Source organism: Pirellulales bacterium (assembly GCA_036499395.1).
Classification (GTDB): domain Bacteria; phylum Planctomycetota; class Planctomycetia; order Pirellulales; family JACPPG01; genus JACPPG01.
This window is the reverse complement of sequence record DASYDW010000109.1, coordinates 1-18,443: the sequence shown is the minus strand read 5'-3', so window position 1 is coordinate 18,443 and position 18,443 is coordinate 1. Positions and strand designations below refer to the sequence as shown.

At 56.8% G+C, this 18,443-nt stretch carries 21 protein-coding genes; 5 read left to right on the top strand and 16 right to left on the bottom strand.

The features are described 5' to 3' along the window. Positions 1-489: DDE-type integrase/transposase/recombinase (locus tag VGN12_20010; protein ID HEY4311742.1), on the top strand; the 489-nt coding region annotated here is incomplete at its 5' end. Positions 490-507: 18 nt separating this feature from the next. Continuing rightward, positions 508-744, top strand: coding sequence for a transposase (locus tag VGN12_20005; GenBank protein ID HEY4311741.1), 237 nt, complete (start codon positions 508-510; stop codon positions 742-744). 138 nt (positions 745-882) lie between these two features. On the opposite strand, the gene VGN12_20000 is transcribed toward VGN12_20005, so the two are convergent. The 5 genes from VGN12_20000 to VGN12_19980 form a co-directional block, all read right to left on the bottom strand. Further along, entirely contained in the window at positions 883-1,587 is a 705-nt protein-coding gene (locus VGN12_20000) for a DNA repair protein (GenBank protein HEY4311740.1), read from the bottom strand. Positions 1,588-1,598: 11 nt separating this feature from the next. Then, positions 1,599-1,928 (bottom strand): hypothetical protein, encoded by a 330-nt coding sequence (locus VGN12_19995; GenBank protein ID HEY4311739.1) that lies wholly within the window; start codon positions 1,926-1,928, stop codon positions 1,599-1,601. Further along, positions 1,900-2,859 carry a metallophosphoesterase gene (locus VGN12_19990; GenBank protein HEY4311738.1) on the bottom strand — a complete coding sequence of 320 codons (960 nt, stop codon included), beginning with the start codon at positions 2,857-2,859 and terminating at the stop codon, positions 1,900-1,902. The genes VGN12_19995 and VGN12_19990 overlap by 29 nt, the downstream gene beginning before the upstream one ends. Next, the gene (locus tag VGN12_19985; GenBank protein ID HEY4311737.1) at positions 2,852-4,423 is read right to left on the bottom strand and encodes an AAA family ATPase; all 1,572 of its coding nucleotides are present in this window, start codon (positions 4,421-4,423) and stop codon (positions 2,852-2,854) included. Before VGN12_19985 ends, VGN12_19990 begins: the two co-directional genes overlap by 8 nt. Positions 4,424-4,940: 517 nt before the next feature. Further along, positions 4,941-5,063, bottom strand: a complete 123-nt coding sequence (locus tag VGN12_19980) for a hypothetical protein (protein ID HEY4311736.1) — start codon at positions 5,061-5,063, stop codon at positions 4,941-4,943. 100 nt (positions 5,064-5,163) lie between these two features. On the opposite strand from VGN12_19980, the gene VGN12_19975 reads away from it, so the two are divergent. After that, on the top strand, positions 5,164-5,472 hold the full coding sequence (locus VGN12_19975) for a hypothetical protein (GenBank protein ID HEY4311735.1): 309 nt from the start codon (positions 5,164-5,166) through the stop codon (positions 5,470-5,472). Between the two features lie 38 nt (positions 5,473-5,510). Here VGN12_19975 and VGN12_19970 read toward each other — a convergent pair whose 3' ends face one another. Both VGN12_19970 and VGN12_19965 read right to left on the bottom strand, forming a co-directional pair. After that, positions 5,511-5,978 carry a DUF1569 domain-containing protein gene (locus VGN12_19970; protein ID HEY4311734.1) on the bottom strand — a complete coding sequence of 156 codons (468 nt, stop codon included), beginning with the start codon at positions 5,976-5,978 and terminating at the stop codon, positions 5,511-5,513. Positions 5,979-6,016: 38 nt separating this feature from the next. Further along, positions 6,017-7,579, bottom strand: coding sequence for a hypothetical protein (locus VGN12_19965; GenBank protein ID HEY4311733.1), 1,563 nt, complete (start codon positions 7,577-7,579; stop codon positions 6,017-6,019). Between the two features lie 621 nt (positions 7,580-8,200). Between VGN12_19965 and VGN12_19960 the strand changes: the two genes are divergently transcribed. After that, positions 8,201-8,476, top strand: a complete 276-nt coding sequence (locus VGN12_19960; GenBank protein ID HEY4311732.1) for a transposase — start codon at positions 8,201-8,203, stop codon at positions 8,474-8,476. Between the two features lie 518 nt (positions 8,477-8,994). After that, the gene (locus tag VGN12_19955; GenBank protein ID HEY4311731.1) at positions 8,995-10,797 is read left to right on the top strand and encodes a recombinase family protein; all 1,803 of its coding nucleotides are present in this window, start codon (positions 8,995-8,997) and stop codon (positions 10,795-10,797) included. On the opposite strand, the gene VGN12_19950 is transcribed toward VGN12_19955, so the two are convergent. From VGN12_19950 to VGN12_19910, 9 genes are all read right to left on the bottom strand, one after another. Then, the gene (locus VGN12_19950) at positions 10,798-11,931 is read right to left on the bottom strand and encodes a hypothetical protein (protein HEY4311730.1); all 1,134 of its coding nucleotides are present in this window, start codon (positions 11,929-11,931) and stop codon (positions 10,798-10,800) included. 25 nt (positions 11,932-11,956) lie between these two features. Then, positions 11,957-12,460: a hypothetical protein gene (locus VGN12_19945; protein ID HEY4311729.1), complete on the bottom strand. Its 504-nt coding sequence runs from the start codon at positions 12,458-12,460 to the stop codon at positions 11,957-11,959. A gap of 103 nt (positions 12,461-12,563) precedes the next feature. Next, positions 12,564-13,613: an alpha/beta fold hydrolase gene (locus tag VGN12_19940; GenBank protein ID HEY4311728.1), complete on the bottom strand. Its 1,050-nt coding sequence runs from the start codon at positions 13,611-13,613 to the stop codon at positions 12,564-12,566. Between the two features lie 163 nt (positions 13,614-13,776). Continuing rightward, positions 13,777-13,974, bottom strand: coding sequence for a hypothetical protein (locus tag VGN12_19935; GenBank protein HEY4311727.1), 198 nt, complete (start codon positions 13,972-13,974; stop codon positions 13,777-13,779). A 1,438-nt stretch (positions 13,975-15,412) separates the two neighbouring features. Further along, entirely contained in the window at positions 15,413-15,883 is a 471-nt protein-coding gene (locus VGN12_19930) for a hypothetical protein (protein ID HEY4311726.1), read from the bottom strand. Positions 15,884-16,021: 138 nt separating this feature from the next. After that, on the bottom strand, positions 16,022-16,579 hold the full coding sequence (locus tag VGN12_19925; GenBank protein ID HEY4311725.1) for a Clp protease N-terminal domain-containing protein: 558 nt from the start codon (positions 16,577-16,579) through the stop codon (positions 16,022-16,024). A gap of 493 nt (positions 16,580-17,072) precedes the next feature. Continuing rightward, positions 17,073-17,447 (bottom strand): hypothetical protein, encoded by a 375-nt coding sequence (locus VGN12_19920; protein ID HEY4311724.1) that lies wholly within the window; start codon positions 17,445-17,447, stop codon positions 17,073-17,075. A 9-nt stretch (positions 17,448-17,456) separates the two neighbouring features. Then, positions 17,457-17,654: a KOW motif-containing protein gene (locus tag VGN12_19915; protein HEY4311723.1), complete on the bottom strand. Its 198-nt coding sequence runs from the start codon at positions 17,652-17,654 to the stop codon at positions 17,457-17,459. Positions 17,655-17,755: 101 nt separating this feature from the next. Beyond that, positions 17,756-18,443, bottom strand: a 688-nt coding sequence (locus tag VGN12_19910; protein HEY4311722.1) for a leucine-rich repeat domain-containing protein, incomplete at its 5' end; no start/stop codon positions are given.

The following is an 18,443-nucleotide window of genomic DNA, read 5'->3' as shown; positions in this document are numbered from 1 at the left end:
GATTTTCTCCCACTGCTCATCGCTGACTTCGACATCGTGTCGCTTGGCCATCGAAAGTCTCCTTTCGATCACCGTCTTAACCGAAGTCCCTACAGGGCGCAAGTTTACTTCAACACAGTTTTGAAACCGGCTCTAGTGAACCACAAATTGGTCTATCGCTTGTACGTCGAGGAAGGATTGCTGCTTCGTCGCCAGAATCCCAAGCGTCGCAAGAGCTGTGCTGTTCGCCTGGAACGCCCGCTGGCCCGCGGAACCAACGAGTGTTGGAGCATGGACTTCATGTCCGATCAATTGTACCAAGGCCAGCGCTTCCGGATTTTGACGTTAGTCGATAACTTTAGCCGTGAGAGCCTGCTGCTGCGGGCTGGCCAGCGGTTTCGTGGCGACAACGTTGTCAAGGCGGTGGAGGCAGTTACTGCCGAGCGCGGCTTGCCGCGGACGATCCGCGTGGACAACGGCCCCGAGTTCATTTCGAAGAGTTTGGATTGATGGGCTTACTTCAATGGCGTGAAGCTCGACTTCAGCCGACCGGGCAAGCCTACGGATAACGCGTTCATCGAGTCGTTCAACGGGAAGTTTCTGCAAGAGTGCTTGAATCAGCACTGGTTCTTGTCGCTCATAGACGCCCAGGAGGTGATCGATACCTGGCGAGATGATTACAACCGGCATCGGCATCACAGCGCTCTGGGGGATCGCACGCCGGTCGAGTTCGCGAATTTTTCACGGGGGGCTAGCCCCCCGTGAAAACCCTTTGTCTCTAGCATTCCAAGTGGATCAAACTTGGGGGCAAGGTCAGACGCGCCGGCGAATTGCGACAATTGTTCGTCCTCTTTCACGCGTTCGACCGACTGATGACGATCGTCGCTGCGAAGACGGGACGATTCAATCGGCCGCATCTGGGTCAGCCGCCGGACTTGATAATTGGCGCACATCGATCGCGCCGTCGGCGTTCAGGCCAAACTGATAGATGCGGTCCGCGTAGCGCTCGAAGAGAGCGACATCGTGATGGCTGATCATCAAGATTTGAAATCCCAAGGCGTTCGCAGCCTCGTGGACCATTTTGACTAGCTTGGGAACCAAGTCGGGACGCAGCCAACAATCCTGCTCGTCGAGAACGAGAAAGCGCCGGTGCTCCGCGGGATCGAGTGTGGCGAGCGCAAACATGCGCAAGCCCACGCTGAGAACGTTGGCCACCGACCCTCCCTGCCCTCGCAGCACGTCTTCTCGGTTTCCATTGTGGTCGATCCAGAATTCGACGGTCGCCACGCCGCGCTTGAAGTCAGCTTGGGCACGGAATTTGATCGGTTGATCTAATATTTCTTGCAGGGCAATTGTGAGCTTCTCTTGAACGACGTCCAAGAGTTCCTGGAATAGCTGCTCGCTGAGTTTTTCCAAAGCGACGGTCACCTGATCGGCCACGGACAGGTACGCATTGAGCTGCGCGAACTTGCTGGCCAGACGTTGCGAGTCGCGCACCCGATCATCCCGTTTGTCGATCAAGCGGTCGATGCGCCTGCGCGTCTCGGCAAGGCTGCGGACGGTTGGTGGGTCGCTGATAGGTGAGTCCGGATACGTCGGCGGTGGCATCAGGAAGCCTGCTATTTGTCGACCGGGGGAGTTTCCGTGGCTGCGAACCGCTCGTCGACCTCGGCCAACTCGGATTCGATTCGGTCGAGATCGGCCTGGTAGCTCTTCCGCTTTTGTTCGTTTTCGGCCTTCATCGTGGTCAGTTTCTCGCGCAACTCTGTCAGATCGTCCGTTCCGTACTCTCGTATGGCCTCTTGCTTCAGCGTCGCGAGCTGCTTTCTTGCATTATCGAGATGCGCCTCGGCTTGGATCTTGCGGGTGTTGAGCGATTGATACCGCGCTTGCAATTCTTCGATCGTTTGTTCTTTCGAGTTACTTGACGGTGTCGTTGTGTCTGTCATTCATTACCTCGCTGGCCAGGGACATGATCTCGGCAGCCACCGGCTGGTCAAATTGCCCAAGATTGTGTTGCAAAAACTCCTTTAAACCGGCGCCGGTCGCCGTGCGCCGCGACTGCAACTCGGACAAGCCCGCGATAAAGGCGGATGGCCCTGCGAGGTCCGCCGTTTCGAGCACGGCTTCGTGAAACACTTCCTCGAAGGAGCGATGGGGTATTTCAATGTATCGCAGCTCGTAATCGGACGAGGATATGTCGATCCGCAAGGCAGACGGAATATGCTCCCGGGCGGCGTCACTGCGCGAGCGTCGGCTGATGTTACCCGGTGTGATCCATCTTGTCGTGCCTGATTGAATTTCGCCCAAACGTCGATGAATGTGACCGTTGATGACCATGTCGATTCCCGGAATTTCGCGGGGCTTGATACGCCCCTCTTCGTAGCCGGGAATGAGAATGTCATGATGCGTGAGCCATATCACCAGCGGCTGCGAGGCGTCGCCCGGCGAAAAGCTATCAGGGATCTCTTGGCGATACGACGAGCCGCCTACGATCACGTTCCGGCCTCCGATGATTCCGCGCCACGGGGCGTCACTGCTGACCAAACGCAGTCGATTCGATTTGACCAACAAGCTGAGTGAATCGTGTTCCGTTAGTTCCGGGTTGTAGTGGACGTCGTGGTTTCCATATAAACCGATCACCTCGCCCGTAAGCAGCTCCATAAGCCCACCGAGAAGCCAGTTAGGATTGTCGCGTGGCTTGTCAAACAAGTCGCCAAGGATGGCGGGTAGAAGTCGATGCGTAGCGGCATAGTCGAGGCACCAGGCCAGTTTGTCCACGATGACATTCGGGTAATCATCCTTACGAAAACCGGGCTGCCGCCCCTCCAGGTGCGGATCGCCGATGAGCAGTAGACCTGTGAATTGGATATCAGGCATGGCCATGCCCCTCTAGCCCTGCCGCGGCGCTCGCGACCAGGCGTTCAGGATCGAGCGGGTTGCCGCAAATCGGGCACATTTTACCCTCGGCACTGGCGCGCAACTCCGTAGCGATAGTCGACAGGTCCGCCGCGGCAGCTTCGAAGTCTGCGCGGCAACTTTGCATATATACGGCCGTTTTCTCGATTCGCTCGATGTGCATGGCCAAGTTGACGGTTGCCGCGGGAACTGGTGGCAGCACCACGGTCTTCAACGCAGCCACCGATCGCTCATGGTGGTTGGACGACTGACTAATGATAGAAAGTGCTTCGATCAGCCGGCGCAACGGCTGCTCTTGCGCCAAATCAGGCGGTGCCGTAAGCGACTCGCACGAGGAAAGCTGGCTTTCCAGTGCTTCGATGCTCACTCTGCAAAGATCGAGGCGGCGGCAAATCCCTTCCAAGGTTGCAGTGTCGGGCATGGCCGGTGGCGCCGCCGCCTGCGAAAGCAAATCACTTTGTAGACGGCTGTGTTCGATCGTCTTTGAAATGTTTTGAATGTCCGCGATCAACTCCTGCAGGCCGGAAGCGTTGTGCATCGCGGGAAGAGCTCCCAGCGTCCTCAACGACGACACCCGTGTATCGGCTTCGAGTTCTTTCAGCATGGCGGCTTCGAGCCGGGCGACAAGGTTGGCCAGACCATCGGTGGGCGCAAGGTGCGGTACCGCTGGTAGCTCGGCCAGCACGCCCGCAATCGATTTGCTCTCGTCACAGTCACGCGTTGCCGTCGTTAGTTCCCGAGTTGTTCGCTCTAGGGGCGCGGTTGGAAACAAAGCCGGCGGTGCCGTTAGTGATGCAAGCGACATCGCCCGCGCGGCGAGCTCAGTCTCTGCCGCCAGTTGATTCGCTAGCTCAGCTTCGCACTTGCTTGCTGCGCTGATCGAAACGTCGTCTTGCAGCAGCTCTTCGCTGGTTCGTTCCAGTTGGACAAGCCGACGCTCCAAGCCAACGATCGGCTCCAATACTTCGAGTTCGGCGTTGAAGTGCCTGGACTGCTCTTCCAAGCGAGTTTTTTCGCGTTGCGCTTCGGACAACTTGTCCTTGTGCCGTTTTTGCATCGCCACCAGGCGAATCGCATCGGACGACGACGCAAAAAACCGTGCCGCATTGGCAGGTGAACTGGCCAACAAAAAGATCGGTGATTTCTGAGAGCCGAAATGAACGTCGAAATCCGCGTCCCCTCCACTGTCGACCTTGCGAAGCCGCAGCGCCGCGTGGAGTTCATCTGGTGAGCCGCTGTTGCGCAGCCGATCGAACGTGCAGCCGTCGATCACGTAGCTGGGAGATGTCCTACGCCGCCATTCGATCGTGTGGCCATCATCGGTCTGGATCTTGACCGAGCATTCTTTTTGGCCGTGTCGAAGAACGTAGGTGGAATTGTCGTTGTGGCAGAGAATCTGCAACGCTGCCACGACGGCGCTCTTGCCCACATTGTTCGGGCCCACCAGGACCGTCAGCCCAGCGGCCGGCTCGATGACGGTGTGCGCGTGCGACATGAAGTTGACTAGTTCGATTCGCGTGATCATCGAGGCACGAGTTCACCGGGAGGGAGTTGACGCGCGCTGGTTTCGGCCTATCGCGGTCGAATATTTTTCCCAATCTACCACTTCCCCTTGCGGCGATTCTATGGGCCATAAATCCCGGAGGGATCGCTCGGTCAACAAAGCGCCATGCATCCTTGACGTCTGCATTTTCTTTGCCCCACGTAGCCGACAAGTTTCGAAATCGCGTGTCGTTCAATATGGTATGGCGACAAGGTGCTCTGCGAGTCGCCGGAAGCTATGCAAAATACCCATCCTCGCCGTGGTCTTCGAGGGATGGCGCGACGAGGCAAGCCCCGCTTGTATTGGTCCGGCTAAAGGCGACTGCTTTTTTTGATGGAGAGCCGCCTGAAAGTGGTTGAAATGACGAGGTTCGGAGTTTCCACTTTCGGTGCGATCTGAGGCCAAATCCAAGAAGGAGCCTCGAACGGCTATGGTATTGTCGCCACGATGTGCTACAGTCAAATGGCTTGGCCTTGAGGGCGTCAATCGACTGGATTGACTAAACATCCGCCATTTCTTCGATCTTCTTGCTGGTTTGGCGGTCCAGCTCGTCCGTGCTGATCTGGCTCGGCTCTGGTCGACACGTTTCGCACATTTTGGCGATCGTTGAGAGAATCGCCATTCAGCCTTCGCGGTACCGCTAGGGTTCGTAAGGGCAAAACGCTGGATTTTCCGCCTTTCGTGCGCGCGGTCATGCGGCACACCAACCTCGGAGCATTCAAGTGGCTAAAAGTCGCGGACATTACCAACGGCGGAAAAACGCTCAACGATTCATAACTCCGCCAGTTGCGGCGGCACCAGTGCAGCAAACTCAGGCGCCGCAGCGAAAGGTCCGCGTCGAATACGATCGGTCGTTCATCCTGCTGGAAGATGCGAACAAGGATACCTTCGAGTTCAAGGCAGGACAGTGGGCGCGGCATCCTATGACAATCGCGGAATGCCGTAAGAACTGCCTGGTCAAAGAGCTGCCGCAGAAGGTCAACGGTATGACGCGCTACGAGATTCGCCAGCCATTGGCGACGGATGAATAAGCACTCGCACTGAGCGTCATCATGCGAGTGCATGGATGCTAGCCGTTCGGCACCAGAAAGCCCAAATGGTGGCTCGAGTGGATCAGCATCAGGTCGTTCCATTGCGACTTGCTGATTGAGCCGAAGAAGGGGTGCGGGTGCGGCTCGGATTTCAGTTCTTGAAATGCCGTCAGGTCGGAGCGAAAGCGATTCACGGCGTCTGACTCGTCGTGCGTGGGGCCCGGGAGCCACCAAGCGGGCACCTTGATGCCGGCCTTCATGCGACGCTGTTGAAGGATGCGCTTGAGAATGATCGGGCCGATCAGCTTGCGCACAATCCACGGACCGCGATGATCGAAGCCGCGCACCGCCGTCCGCAGTCCTTCGCCCACGTGGTCCAGGACCTGCGACAAGTCCCAATTGCCTGCACGTTGGTAGCCTGTGCGGTGCAGATGATCGATATCTGCCAATACCTCGGGCCACGAGTGGAAATCAAGGCGACGGCGTTTAAGCGTGGCTGTCGACAAGGTGTTCATCCTCTACTTAAAGCGGGCAAGGCCATTGATTACATGTCGGGGCCGGACAGGCTCTTGAGGAATTCGAGGATCGCGCGGCGTTCTTCGGGCGAAAGATGATCGCCGAAGGTGTGGCCCGTATTGCCGTGTCCGAAGGCCGTCGTGTCGTAGTTCGCGCCGTGATCGATCGCGGCTTGCGCGGCAAACGGCTTGCCCTTCGCCCGTTCGGCACTTTCGTCGAACTCGGAGCGCGATACCGGTTTGTACGCCATGCCCACGTGTTCCAGGTCATAGGCGACCGCGTCTTGGTGATTGCGGGCCCAGATTTCGGGCCGTTCGGCCGAGTTCAGCACGGCTTCGATCGTGGGGACCGAGCCGTTGTGGAAATAGGGGGCCGAGGCCCAAACACCCACCAGCGGCGGCGCGACATAACCTTCGCCGGCCGGAGCAGCGGCGTGCGGAATCGACTCTCGCGGAATGCCCTGGGCGGTCATGTAGGTTTCGAGCTTGTTGATATGATCGGCGATGGGCTGGAACTTTTGCAACGTGCTGTTGTAGGCAGGGTCGGTTTTCACGTTGCGTAGCACGTGTGAAAAGTCGTAATCAACTTTCCAGGAGCCCGGCTCGCCGAGGTCACCGGCATTATCCTTGCGCGCGTAACTGCCGTGGCAGGTCTTGCAGGCGCGAAAGCCCGTGGTTTCGAGCGGCGGCGTACGGCCGTGAAACAAATCCGCGCCGCGCTCGACGAGGTTCGGATCGAGCTTGCCAGGGAACGGCGGTGACTGCGTCTCGCGGGCGAAGGCCAACGCCTTGGCGACCGTCTGGACATGATCCAGGTGATGCTCGTTCATCTCGGCGTGCGGCGTGGTGAAGTTGATCGAGAAGCTGCCGGCATCGGTCGGTGCTGCGTCGGCGTACCAGTAGTCCTTTTTCTTGTATTTCATCAACCACCAGGGCATCGGATCGACCGGCGGCAGCGGCGTGGACGCGATGATTTTCTCGAGCTCGGTCGATTTGCTGGCCAGCGTCAATCCTTTGTTGGCGGGGTCTTCCAAGCGCGCGCCCAGAAGCCAGACGGCGTAAGGCCCAAAATTGTCGCCACGGGTGCGGACTTTCCGCGGGTCGGATTGATTGATGTGATTGTTGGCCATGCCGGCCACGACCTGACCGTTGACCATGCCGGCGTGGCACATGAAGCAGTTGATCGTCAGGTGCAGTGACTGATTGCGAGTGATTGCACTTTCGCCAAGGGCAAAGCCGGGATCGACGCCGGCGGTGCGCGTGGGGGGCGACGGCAACCGGCCCGAGGCGTAAAACCGGCCGTCGGGAGAATCAGGCTTAAACCCGGCACTCTTCTGTGCAGGTCCCGTCGTGCTAAATACCAAGCGCCCCGCGGCCGCTGGAAGCGCGGCGTGGAACAGATGGCCAGCAAAGATTTCTTCCATGCCCTCGCGCGCCATTGGCGAATAAGCCGCGTCGTCGAAACCATAGAACGTGATCGACGTGGCGGCAGGGCACGAGATTGCGTTCAAAGCGATGCCAATGGCCAGCAGCGCACCAGCAATCCTCGATAAGCGGACGCGGACAAGTCCTGATGATACATGGCGTACCATGAAAGCCCCCTGCCAGAATTGAAATACGAGTGCGATGCTGCGAAGTGCGGAAGTGATCGGCAACTCATCCGAAGGGACGTTTGAAGTTACTGCCGGGTTCCCGTGAGACTATTTTGCAAGATACGACGGGTAATGCAAAGCATTTCGCCACTACCGCGCCACTACCGATGGCCCGGCCCTTTCCCCCCTGGAATGTGTCAGGCCGGCGCAGTGATTCTACCCAGCGCATAGCCGAGCGGTTTCAGAACGTATCGTCGTCATGGCAGCCCTGGGTGTTATTCGTAACTTTTGAGGATAGTGCGGTGTTGAAGGACGTAGCATGACTTCCAAGGCTTCGCGTCATCGCAAGATCAGACCAGCCGCAGAATCCGTTGCGAAATAGGCCCCTTAAGATATGTCGTGCCAGCGAGTTACGCATAAGAACGCTCGGCCTTGGTCTTCTCTCATTTTTCGAGAGGATGGAAAGGAAGGGGCCCTCGTTGCTCGAAGAATACGCATTTTCTATGAGAAAGATCCCACATTCCGCCAGACCTGCCGGCCTGCTCGTGACCCCCTCCCGGAAATCTGATCCAGCGTATATGAGAGAATCCAGCCGGCCCGTAGGGCCGGAAAGGATTCGCCATGAAGAAGCGACACAGTGGGGAACAGATCGTAGCGATGCTGCGTCAAGCGGACGTTGCTTTGGGGAAAGGCGAGAAGGTTCCCGAGGTCTGCGAGCAGCTAGGGATCAGCGAACAGACGTATTATCGTTGGCGGACGAAGTACGGCGGAATGGATCCGCAGATGGCGCGTCAGCTGCAAGAATTGCAGACGGAGAACGCGCGGCTGAAGCGTCTGGTGGCCGAGAAAGCGTTGGACAATCAGATCCTGCGTGAGGCCGCCCGCCCAAACTGGTAAGCCCCGAGCGACGACGTCGGACCGTCGCCGAGGTCCGTAGTCGCTTGGGGCCGAAGCAGGTCTCGGAACGACGGCTCTGCCGCGTGCGCGGCGCTCTCAACGGCGCTTAGAAGCGACTGACCGGGGCTGCGGTTTTTTTGCGCGCCTGTCGCGCACGAAGGGACCAAAATGGCTTCAAATTACGATGTGTACATCGTCTCAAACGGCGAATCCATGCACCTATGGAGGTCGGATGCGCACGAGTCAAATCTATTTCGCGCGGCGTTCAATGCCCGGTTTTCGCACCTTGGCATTGAGTGCGTCTGTAAGCCTGAGAAGCCGTCTGCGCCGTCTGGATCGCCCGAGTACGTCCGCGAGACAGTTCTTCCCACGCTCTCCGAATTCAGACAAGAATCCGAGGCGCTGGCCGCCGATTTCAAGAGACTTGGGCAGCGTGGACTAAGCAAGGTCGCATTGCAGCAAGCTCGTGATACCGGCAAACACATAGCCAAATTTCAGAAGCTGATCGAGGGTGCCCAATGACTCCCGCTGTTGGATACCTCAGAAGATCGACAGAGAAGCAGGAAGGGTCGCTGGCCGATCAGCGGCGTGAAATTGAGCGGTATGCCGAGAGCAACGGCTATCGCATAGTTCGATGGTATGAAGACGATGGCATCTCCGGGGACGCCACAGAAAAGCGCACGGGCTTTTTGGCGATGCATCGCGCGGCCTGCAATGGTCCGGACTTTGAGGCGATCCTGGTATGGGACCAAGATCGCTTCGGGCGGTTCGATTCGATCGAAGCCGGACACTGGATTCACCCGCTCCGCAACGCGGGTGTACGCCTGGTGACTGTGGCCGAAGGCCCGGTGAACTGGAACGACTTCACCGGCCGAATGATGTACAGCATGAAGCAGGAGGGGAAGCATCAATTCCTGCGTGATCTGTCGCGCAACACGGCGCGCGGGCAAATTACAAATGCCAAACGCGGATTCCTGTGCGGACAGGCGGCGTCCTATGGCTACGACCGAATGCTTGTTGACGAATCTGGCGCCCCTCTCCAGCGCGTCAAGAACGGAGAATCGGTTGCCAAGCCGCGCAGTTGGCATGTGACACTTGTGCCAACTGATGAACCGGAGAGGTTAGATACGGCTCGCTGGCTGTTCGACACTTATGCCAACGAAGTCATCGGCATGCGGCGAATGGCGGAGACGCTGAACCAGCGCGGCGTCCCAGGCCCGACTGGCGGTCGCTGGTTCATGGGGACCATCCGGGAGATGCTTCGTAACGAAGCCTACGTCGGTCGGTTCGTATGGGCCAAGCGGCGCATGGGGAATTACCATCGTGTCGATGCCGACGAAATCAAAGCTCGGACCGACGGTCACGCGATGCGTTACAACGCTCCGGAATCGCGGATTGTGAAGGAGAATGCCCATCCCGCGATCATCGACGGGAAGATATTCCGGGCCGTGCAGGAGAAGCTCGACGGGAAGAAAGCTCAAAGGCGCGGCAAGAAGGCATCGCCTGATGCCTATCTTCTTTCGGGGCTCCTTTACTGCGGACACTGCGGGCGAAAAATGTACGGCAGTCTCAAGTCACGGCGCAAGGCGAGTCGCACCTATTATTACCCCAAGTACATTTGCAGTACCTACTGCTCGGCAGGGCGGACCACAGGCTGCGGTTACCATTCGGTAGACCAGGGTTTGATTCTCGATTTCCTTGTCGACAAGCTCAGGACCGAGATTCTGGCTGGCGGACACCGCGAAGCCCTCAGGCAGGAAGTGTTGTCGATCCTTCGTGAGTCAGCCGATTCAGGGCCGGGCCGAGTCGAAGACCTGCGAGATTCCTTGGCGAAAATCGAACGGGAGCTTGAGGTTGCCAAGAGGCGATTCCTGAAGGCTCCTGACGACGTCGCAGACATGCTCGCCGATGAACTCTCGAAGATGCGAAAGAGCCGCGATCTGGCGGCCGTAGAACTGACCAAGGCAGAGTCGACGTGCAGCACGGACAGCATCGAAGAAACCGCCGATGCCTACGTCGATCGACTTTGGAACCTCGCCCAGGAAATTGAGAAAGCGAGTCCCTCGCGCTTGCGCCAAATACTGTCGGAGTTGGTCGACCGGATCGATCTTTACTTCGACCACGTGCCGCGAGGCAAGCGAATTGAATGTCCGATCTCTAAAGGAATCTCTGGGTTACGTGAGATACGTCCAATTTCCTTTAGAGACAATCGGGGCGACTGCCCTTCGTTTGAACCGTTCATCGCCGCGTGTGTGGACGCTGCTTTCTCGCCTTCTTCCGATATCCTCGTGGCAGCTCGCATTCTGAAATACTCGGCATAGCTATGGCCCTGGTTGGCCCGGGCGCCGTATGCGGTAGCACCCGTTACGGCGGCTTCCCACGTACTCAATTCTGCCCCCTTCTCTCAAGGCCGTGAGATCGCGTTCTGCTGTTTTCCGCGAAATCTTAAAGCGATCTGCGACATTACGTGCCTTCAATCGCCTTTCTAAGGACAATTGCGCTAGAATCCATTCTTGACGCAAGCTCGAAACAGGATTCGATGCATCGACAGGTTCACGGACATCACGGACATCAAGATCACGGACACCACGGACATTGCTATCGCCATCGGTGGTTAAAATGCCATCGTGCTGTTGGCCGTCATGCTCAACCGTTATAGACTCGGCAAACCGATATCCTATTCCTCCGCTAAGTATCACCTCCGTGCGCCCACAGCGGAGGCTACCGTGGGTCAGAAGTGCTTTGGTAATGTCATTGCGTAAGTCTCGCATCGCTCCACTCACGGTTCCCTGACCGCCACTGAGGCCTAGTTCTTTTGCCAGTTCGCTACCGCTGTAGGCCACGAAGCGGCCGTTGCTTCTCTTCTTACTAAGCACTTCCAGAATTCCTCTTTTTGTTTGACAGCGAGGTCCGCTGCAAATATCCGCACCGCAAAGTTCAACTCGATCCTGAAAGAAGACAAGCTGACCAGCATCAAACCGTTTAGGTTCGATCGGTTTGTTATTTGAGTGAGCGCTAGTTACGGACGAAGAAGCCGAGTCATCGCGTACGGGAGCCGCTTGGCTGGCGTCGGTTTTGTGTCGAGCGCTAATTGGACAAGAAGTTTCCAGATTGATCAGCTGTTCAGCGACCCATCTCATCGCCAATATCATGTCGCGGACTTTGCGTCTGCCGCCATCCGGAAAACGGTGACTTAACTCAAAGGCAATGCTAGTTGAGCAAAGCTTGACGACAAGATTCTGAAACGTCGATGCGCAGAGGTAGGCTGGCGATGGCGGATGCAGACTAATCTTCGCAGTCTCCCCTACACTCCCGCCCAATGCTTTCGGAAGATATACCGTGCCGCTGCCGCCAAGAGGCTCATCGAGGTGGCTTTGCCAAGTAGCAATTTGCGATGTGATCCACCGAGCAAGGCCAGAGACGTCCGTTGGATCTTCGTCGGCGATATCGTTCATTAGATTCACCGGATTGTGTTCCGGTTCATTTCTCGATGGAGTCGAGCACACGTTGATCATACTTCCGCAGGTCAACCGCGTCAGAGTCGTCGAACCATCCTCGCAACATCATAAATAGCCGAACAGCTCGACATGGATCGCGAAGTTTCGACGGATCACCCAACCAGTTCATCAAGAAATGGATTCTTACCGTCTTCGATTCATCGCCTTGCGTTAAAGTCAGCGTGTCAGTGCTGCCGTCGGGCACAATCTGGCCGTAGTCATCATCTAGGTCAAAGAAACGCTCCTGAACCACAGCGGCACGGAATGCGTCCAACCATTCTTGCGAAATGCGGAATTGCCGCGTTTTGGGGACAGGAACGGAATTGATCATCAGTTCGGCGACTCCCGCCGGATTTACATTGAGATACCACGAATCGCCTCCGCTCAATCCGACCTCGGTACTACTCGCTGTAATCGCGATGCCATTGCTTTGTTCTGTCTTCGATTGATCGGCAGTGGGCCGACAGCCAGCGCTGCCGACCGCCACGGCGATAGTCATCAGGTATCGAAGTCGCATGTTCTGGTTGGAAAAGATCGTCCCCAATGAAAACTGATACCACCGCCGGGTGTGCTTGGGGACTGGGGGCAAGCTAGTTCTGTTCAGGCGCGGAGTTCCGCACGCGGATGTCTCCTATTGGCAATTCACCAAGATAGGTAGCTATTACTGAGGTCCAGCGTTCAGGATCGGCCAATAGTCCGGCCCCATGACCAAGTTCATCGAATAGAACAAGTTGCTTTGGTCCATCGAGATTATCGAATACTTGGCGGACCTGAACTGGCGTCACGCGAGCGTCATTTGCACCGTGCAACAATAACGTAGGACAGTTCACGCTCTTCGCGTAATCGGCCGGGTTGTGTGAGAACCCAGAGTATCCTTGTTGGACACCGCCCCAAAAGACGAGCAATTCAGCGGCAGGAAATGATGGCAATCCCATCGCGGAAAAGCGATTTTCCACAGTAGAAATCAACCGGTCGAATGGGCACTCGATGACGATGCCGCGTGGCCGGACACCATGAACTGCGATGGCCCTCAGAATGGCAGCACTTCCCATAGATTGGCCATACAAAACCGGTGCGGAATATCCCAGTTCTTCAGCGGCAAAGTCAACCGCGGCCCGAACGTCATTGGCCTCACGAAATCCTATCGTCGTCGTATGACCGTCCGAGCCGCCAGAGCCGCGAAAGTCAACCAATAGCGTGGCGTAACCCAGTTCGTGAAACACCTGCGATTCGGCCAAAAGATTCGTTTTACAACTGGCGAATCCGTGGAAAAGCAGGACTAGTCCCTTGGGGTTCTTCTGTGGGACAAACCACGCCTCACATTCGTTCCCATCGCCAGCATCAAATCGGCATGTGTCGAACACGAGGTCAAGATCGCTTGGTGTCCGGTAATTCTCCGGGCGGTTGATTCGCACGCCGAACACGACGGCACGAGCCTTGTCGGCTAGGTGCATCTCTTCGAGTTGAGAATCGTTGTCCGCCGTACGACCGCCGATCTTCACGAAGTGTGTCATCGACCAAGCATGCATGAACGCCAGGGCATTCAACAGCGCAAACCCCGCAATAGCTGTCAGAGCGAGTGCGCGCCAAGGATGGGCCCTGATTGTAGCCTTTGATCGTGAAAATGCCTTCAGGTTCATGCGAGTACGCAATGCGTTTGTTGATCGAACGAGAGCAAGATTTGCGACGAATCTCCCAACGAGAACCAGAACCGCCGGCGGCTGTGCTTAGGGGCTGGGAGCATTGCGGCGATAGTTTCACCCTCGGTCGAATGTTTCTCGGGCTGATATGATTCAAGCCATGCTACCGATAGAAACCCGCCTTGTACGCCCACAGCGTCACCACCCCATTCCCTACGGTGACCATCACAAAGAGAGGAGTCTTAAGCAACGGGCTGCCGTGAGAATCAATGCCAAATTGCAGGATGGCGAATCCGCAAATAGCCAGCATCAGCAGCAATGGTGATAACCAGCGGCGGCGGGCCTTGGGAGCTGGGGGCATGGACGCAACATTGGTTCCTGCAATCACGTCAACCGCGACCGATCATTGTGTCGGCATGGACCAGGCCGGGTGGCCGTTACTGTCAAAAGCCGTCATTTGAACAGCCCCCTGTTCCGTTATCCGAACAAGGAACTGGAGGGTTCCATCGGATCTAGCTATTGAGATTCCGGTATCTCCCTCAGCCGACACTCCTAAGCCGAGAAGCAACTTACCATCCGCGCGCAGCAACGAAATGGTCGGGACACCCTTGTCCAGCGCGACAGTTGCCCTAGCCCTACCATTCTCATCTAGGAGATCGAGACGTGGATCGCCTCCGAAAGCGTGGAGCCATGCGCGCATGTTTCCGTCGGAATCGAAAACACAGAATTGCTCAGCATTCACCGACTTCCGAATTCTCTTGCCCATTGATGTGCTCAGATTGTTAGTTGGAAATCCACCGACAAGCATTGTCCCACCCCGAACTGCAACCAGCGGCGGCGGGTCTTGGGAGCTGGGGGCATATACGATCGTCTGCCCTATTCAACCATCGTCGCGTTCTTCGATTTTCCGATCTAACTCCGCGCGTTCCGCGTAGAACGCCGACCAGTCGGGCATGTGTGTTCCCTGCCTTTGCGATAGCTCCTCGATCCAGGCAAGCCATTCATGCTCCGGCCATAGGAGGTGCTCAATATGGCGTGCCTCTGTTGGGATGAGCAACCCAATATCGTACGTGCGTACGCAGGCCCTTAGTCCCGCTTCGAGTGCCGGCCAAGTGCGTGATGTTAGCCTGCCCGACCTTACTCCCATCAGAAAGGCGTCGCATACGATTTCGATATACCCTTCCAGAGCGGCTTGTGCTCTCGGTGGACGTGCGTCGAGGCGTGATTCCGCTATGATTTCGCGCAAACGCTTGTCAATCGGTTCTCTGTCGAATGAAGAGCCATCAGCCATTGTGCTTTCCTCCTACCAACTCCCTCGCGCACTGTCCGCTGGACTCTGTGACTCACCGAATCGTTGGCCGACGTTCCAAATAAACAATCAAGACTACTGGAACTAAGAGCATTGCAGCACTCGCGAATAGCGTCATGCGGGTGCTCAACTGGCGGCGGGTCGTGGGAGCTTGGGGCATCCGGAAGTGGTGTCTTAAGAGAGTAGTGCTGAGGCCTAGTGTCGGCGTGCGGCGATAAGCGAAAGGACTTTCCAAGCAATCAGGGCGAGGATGGCTGCGACAGGCCAGCGAAGAGCCGGATTCGATTCGTAAGTGATTTCTCCAGACCAAGACACCACTCCGCTTGGATCAGTCGTTGCATCGCCTACCGTCGAGTGTTCAATGGTCCACGGATGAATTGACAAAGCCCAAGCCATGATCCCGACGACCGTCGCCACCAAGAACATCGCCCCCACCGAGAACTGATACCAGCGGCGGCGGGTCTTGGGAGCTGGGGGCATTGGACGACAATCACGGCGTCTCGCGCCGTCCCTCGTCTGCAGTCCCCTGGAGCAGCTTCGCAGAAAGTGTGCGTGCATCAGAGGCGTCGATGTACTCGCGCGGGTTGCCCCATTCGTCAACGTAATCGTACCGGTCGCCAAACTCCTGCTTTAAGTCGGCGTCTTTGGCGTTTGTAAAACCAACAATAACCGAGCGGCTCCCGTCCGTATTGTCCGATTGTCTCAGTATAATAAAGCGCTCGACGCCTCTCGCATTCGCAATGTTAGCCAGTGCCGTCATGAGCGTTGCAACAAAGCGATCGTCGCTCTGTCCGATCGTGATCCTGATAAGAGACACGTTCTCCAAACGCGCCGTCTCGGCGACGGTAGTCGCAACGTCGGGTTGGTCTCCGAATGCTGTCGAATTGATTTCGACCAAGAGCGGCTCAAAGACGCGGTAACCGACCAACGCGGCGGCCACTATCGCGACCACGGCGAACATCGTCCCCACTCCGAACTGGAACCAGCGGCGGTTGTATTTGGGGGCTGGGGGCATGGGAAGGCTATTGTAGCGTTGTCGATTGGCCGCACGGTCAGGTTGGTAGCCTTGCTAGCCGTGAGCCGACGAATCATCTTGCTGTCAATTGTGAAGTAGCCAGTACCAGATTATTGCCAGGCCCGTCAGCAGCGCGAACACTCCGGCCATTACGGGTCGCCCACCGCTCGCCCGAGGTGCCAGGGCCATGCCTTCCACAGTGCTACCTCCGCGACCGATGACTTGCAGAATCTGTTGGCGCGCAGCATCGGCTGATACGGCGGAGTGCATCAACGCTTGTGCTGCGATACCCTGTTGATCAAGCAATAACCCCAGCAAAATGTGTTCAGTGCCGACATAGCGGTGGCCCATATCACGAGCCTCTTCCATCGCGTATTCAACGACCCTCTTGGCACTGTAGACTTCCCGTCGCCGACCTTTCGGCGGCGGACTCGGCCTGCTCTTAGCCACCCTTTCGATTTCACCTCGCACGACCTGCATATCCACGTCGAGGTGTTTCAGGACACTGGTGGCGACGCAGTTCCCGTCCTCAATAATCGCAAGCAGAACGTGCTCTGTACCTATTTGGCCTCGGACTGCCAGTGCTTTCTCGTTAGCGCGCTGCATGGCGCGGCGAGCGGAGTCTGAGAAGCGCTCATACATCTCGACTCCTCCCACTGTTATTGGAACCAGCGGCGAGTGTGCTTGGGGGCTGGGGGCATGAGAGCTTTGTATTGTCCCAACTGTGAGTTGGTCAGCAATTGATGCCAGATCCGATTGCTCCTACAAAAAGCCATGCCGCCAGGCCGCAAATGGCAATAGCAGCAGTCCATGTTCGTGGACGAAGCGGGAAGCTAAGTATCGCGGCTGCCAGGAGCACCGTAATTACGAAGCCGGAAATTTGATTCTCCGGCGAAACGTCGAATACAAATAGCAACGGTCCCCAAAGAGCGCTATTCATTTGAATGTCCTCACTGATACCAGCGGCGGCGGGTCTTGGGGACTGGGGGCATGGACGCCATTCTACCTCGGGCCTTGCCCAAGAACACGGTGCGCCAGTGCTCGACGGGGATGGCTCCCCGACAGCTTCTGAAGAAGCAACGAGCCGCCAGGAGTGCGATGATCCGGCGGCCGTACGCGAGATGCTGGAATCGCTCTAATTGAGTGGCACGGTGGGAAAGGGGTCGGCAATAAGTACCTCGACGGCCTCAGGAAACATTTTCTGCGCTGCCGTCACCTTTTCGTCTAAAGACCCAAAGGCCAGGTCCACTTCGGCGACAGCCTCGTCACCGAGCCATCGTCGCCAGAACGGAACGCTCACCGACTGCTTTTCCAAACTAAGGCCAAGTTCACGGGCCTCGGATACATTGATTACAGTCCCAAAATCCGCGTGTATTCTCTCTCGCATTTGTCGGCGCTCGCGAATAGTGGCTAGTTCCGAGGCGAGCCACAACGCAACCAACGTCATCAGGGCGAACATCGTCCTCAACGAGAACTGGAACCAGCGGCGGGTATGCTTGGGCTGGGGCATTGGACGTCACTACTTGATTGGTCGGACGTCGCCTCTTCCAAGTTCCACGTGATGTACTTTCCCGAACACGGGGATTTCGGCAAAGACCTTCCCGTTCTCTTGATCAATGGATTTGACGACTGCCCTAAAGCCCTCGAAGGTTCCCGAGATGATTTGAACTCGTTGTCCGGAAAGAATCTCGTCTGGTGTGTCGTCGGCATCGCTCATGGAACGGCAAAGCTCCGAAGTCAGATCTAGCGAAACCGCTCGCTCCTGAATCCTACAGTCCTGCCGTGCTTGCGTTCGGGGGGATATGGATGATTCTAGCCCTATGGCGGTGTAACAGGCCCGACTGCAGAAACCTTAATGTCGCAGTGTGGCAGAGCTTGCTTTAGCGGCAACATTTGCTTTTGATTGACTCGGGTTGCATTGATCACAAGCGATTTTAGCTTCTTTAGTGCTGCGAGCGGTGCAAGGTCGTCGACGTCGGTATCGTTGATGTCGAGGAGTTCCAAGTTTGTCAATGTCTCAAGCGGAGTTAGATCACGCACATCCACACCTTCGAGTTCCAGGACTTTTAGGCGTTGCAGTTTAGAGAGCCGCGAAAGGTCTCGGATTCCGGTGTAATTGAGGCAGAGGGTTTTAAGATTCTCAAGTCCGGCCAGGGCGCCTAGATCGCTGACGTTTGGCGCACCACCGATATACAGATTTTCCAGGTTCGTAAGCGTCGCGAGCGCCGAAAGATCGCTGACTTCGGTGCAGCCAATGTCGAGATTTTTCAGGTTCGTAAGCCTCGCGAGCGGCGAAAGGTCGATTACTTTGGTAAAGCTAAGGTCTAAGGACTTTAGGCTCTTGATTCCAGCAAGCGGTGAGACATCACGCACGGGGGTCGAACGAAGACTGATCAATTCAAGATTTCTAAGTCCGGTGAGTGGCGAGAGATCAGTAATGTCGGCGTTGTCGAGATATATGTATCTCAGCCTTATCAAATTAGCGAATGGTGCGACGTTCGAACGC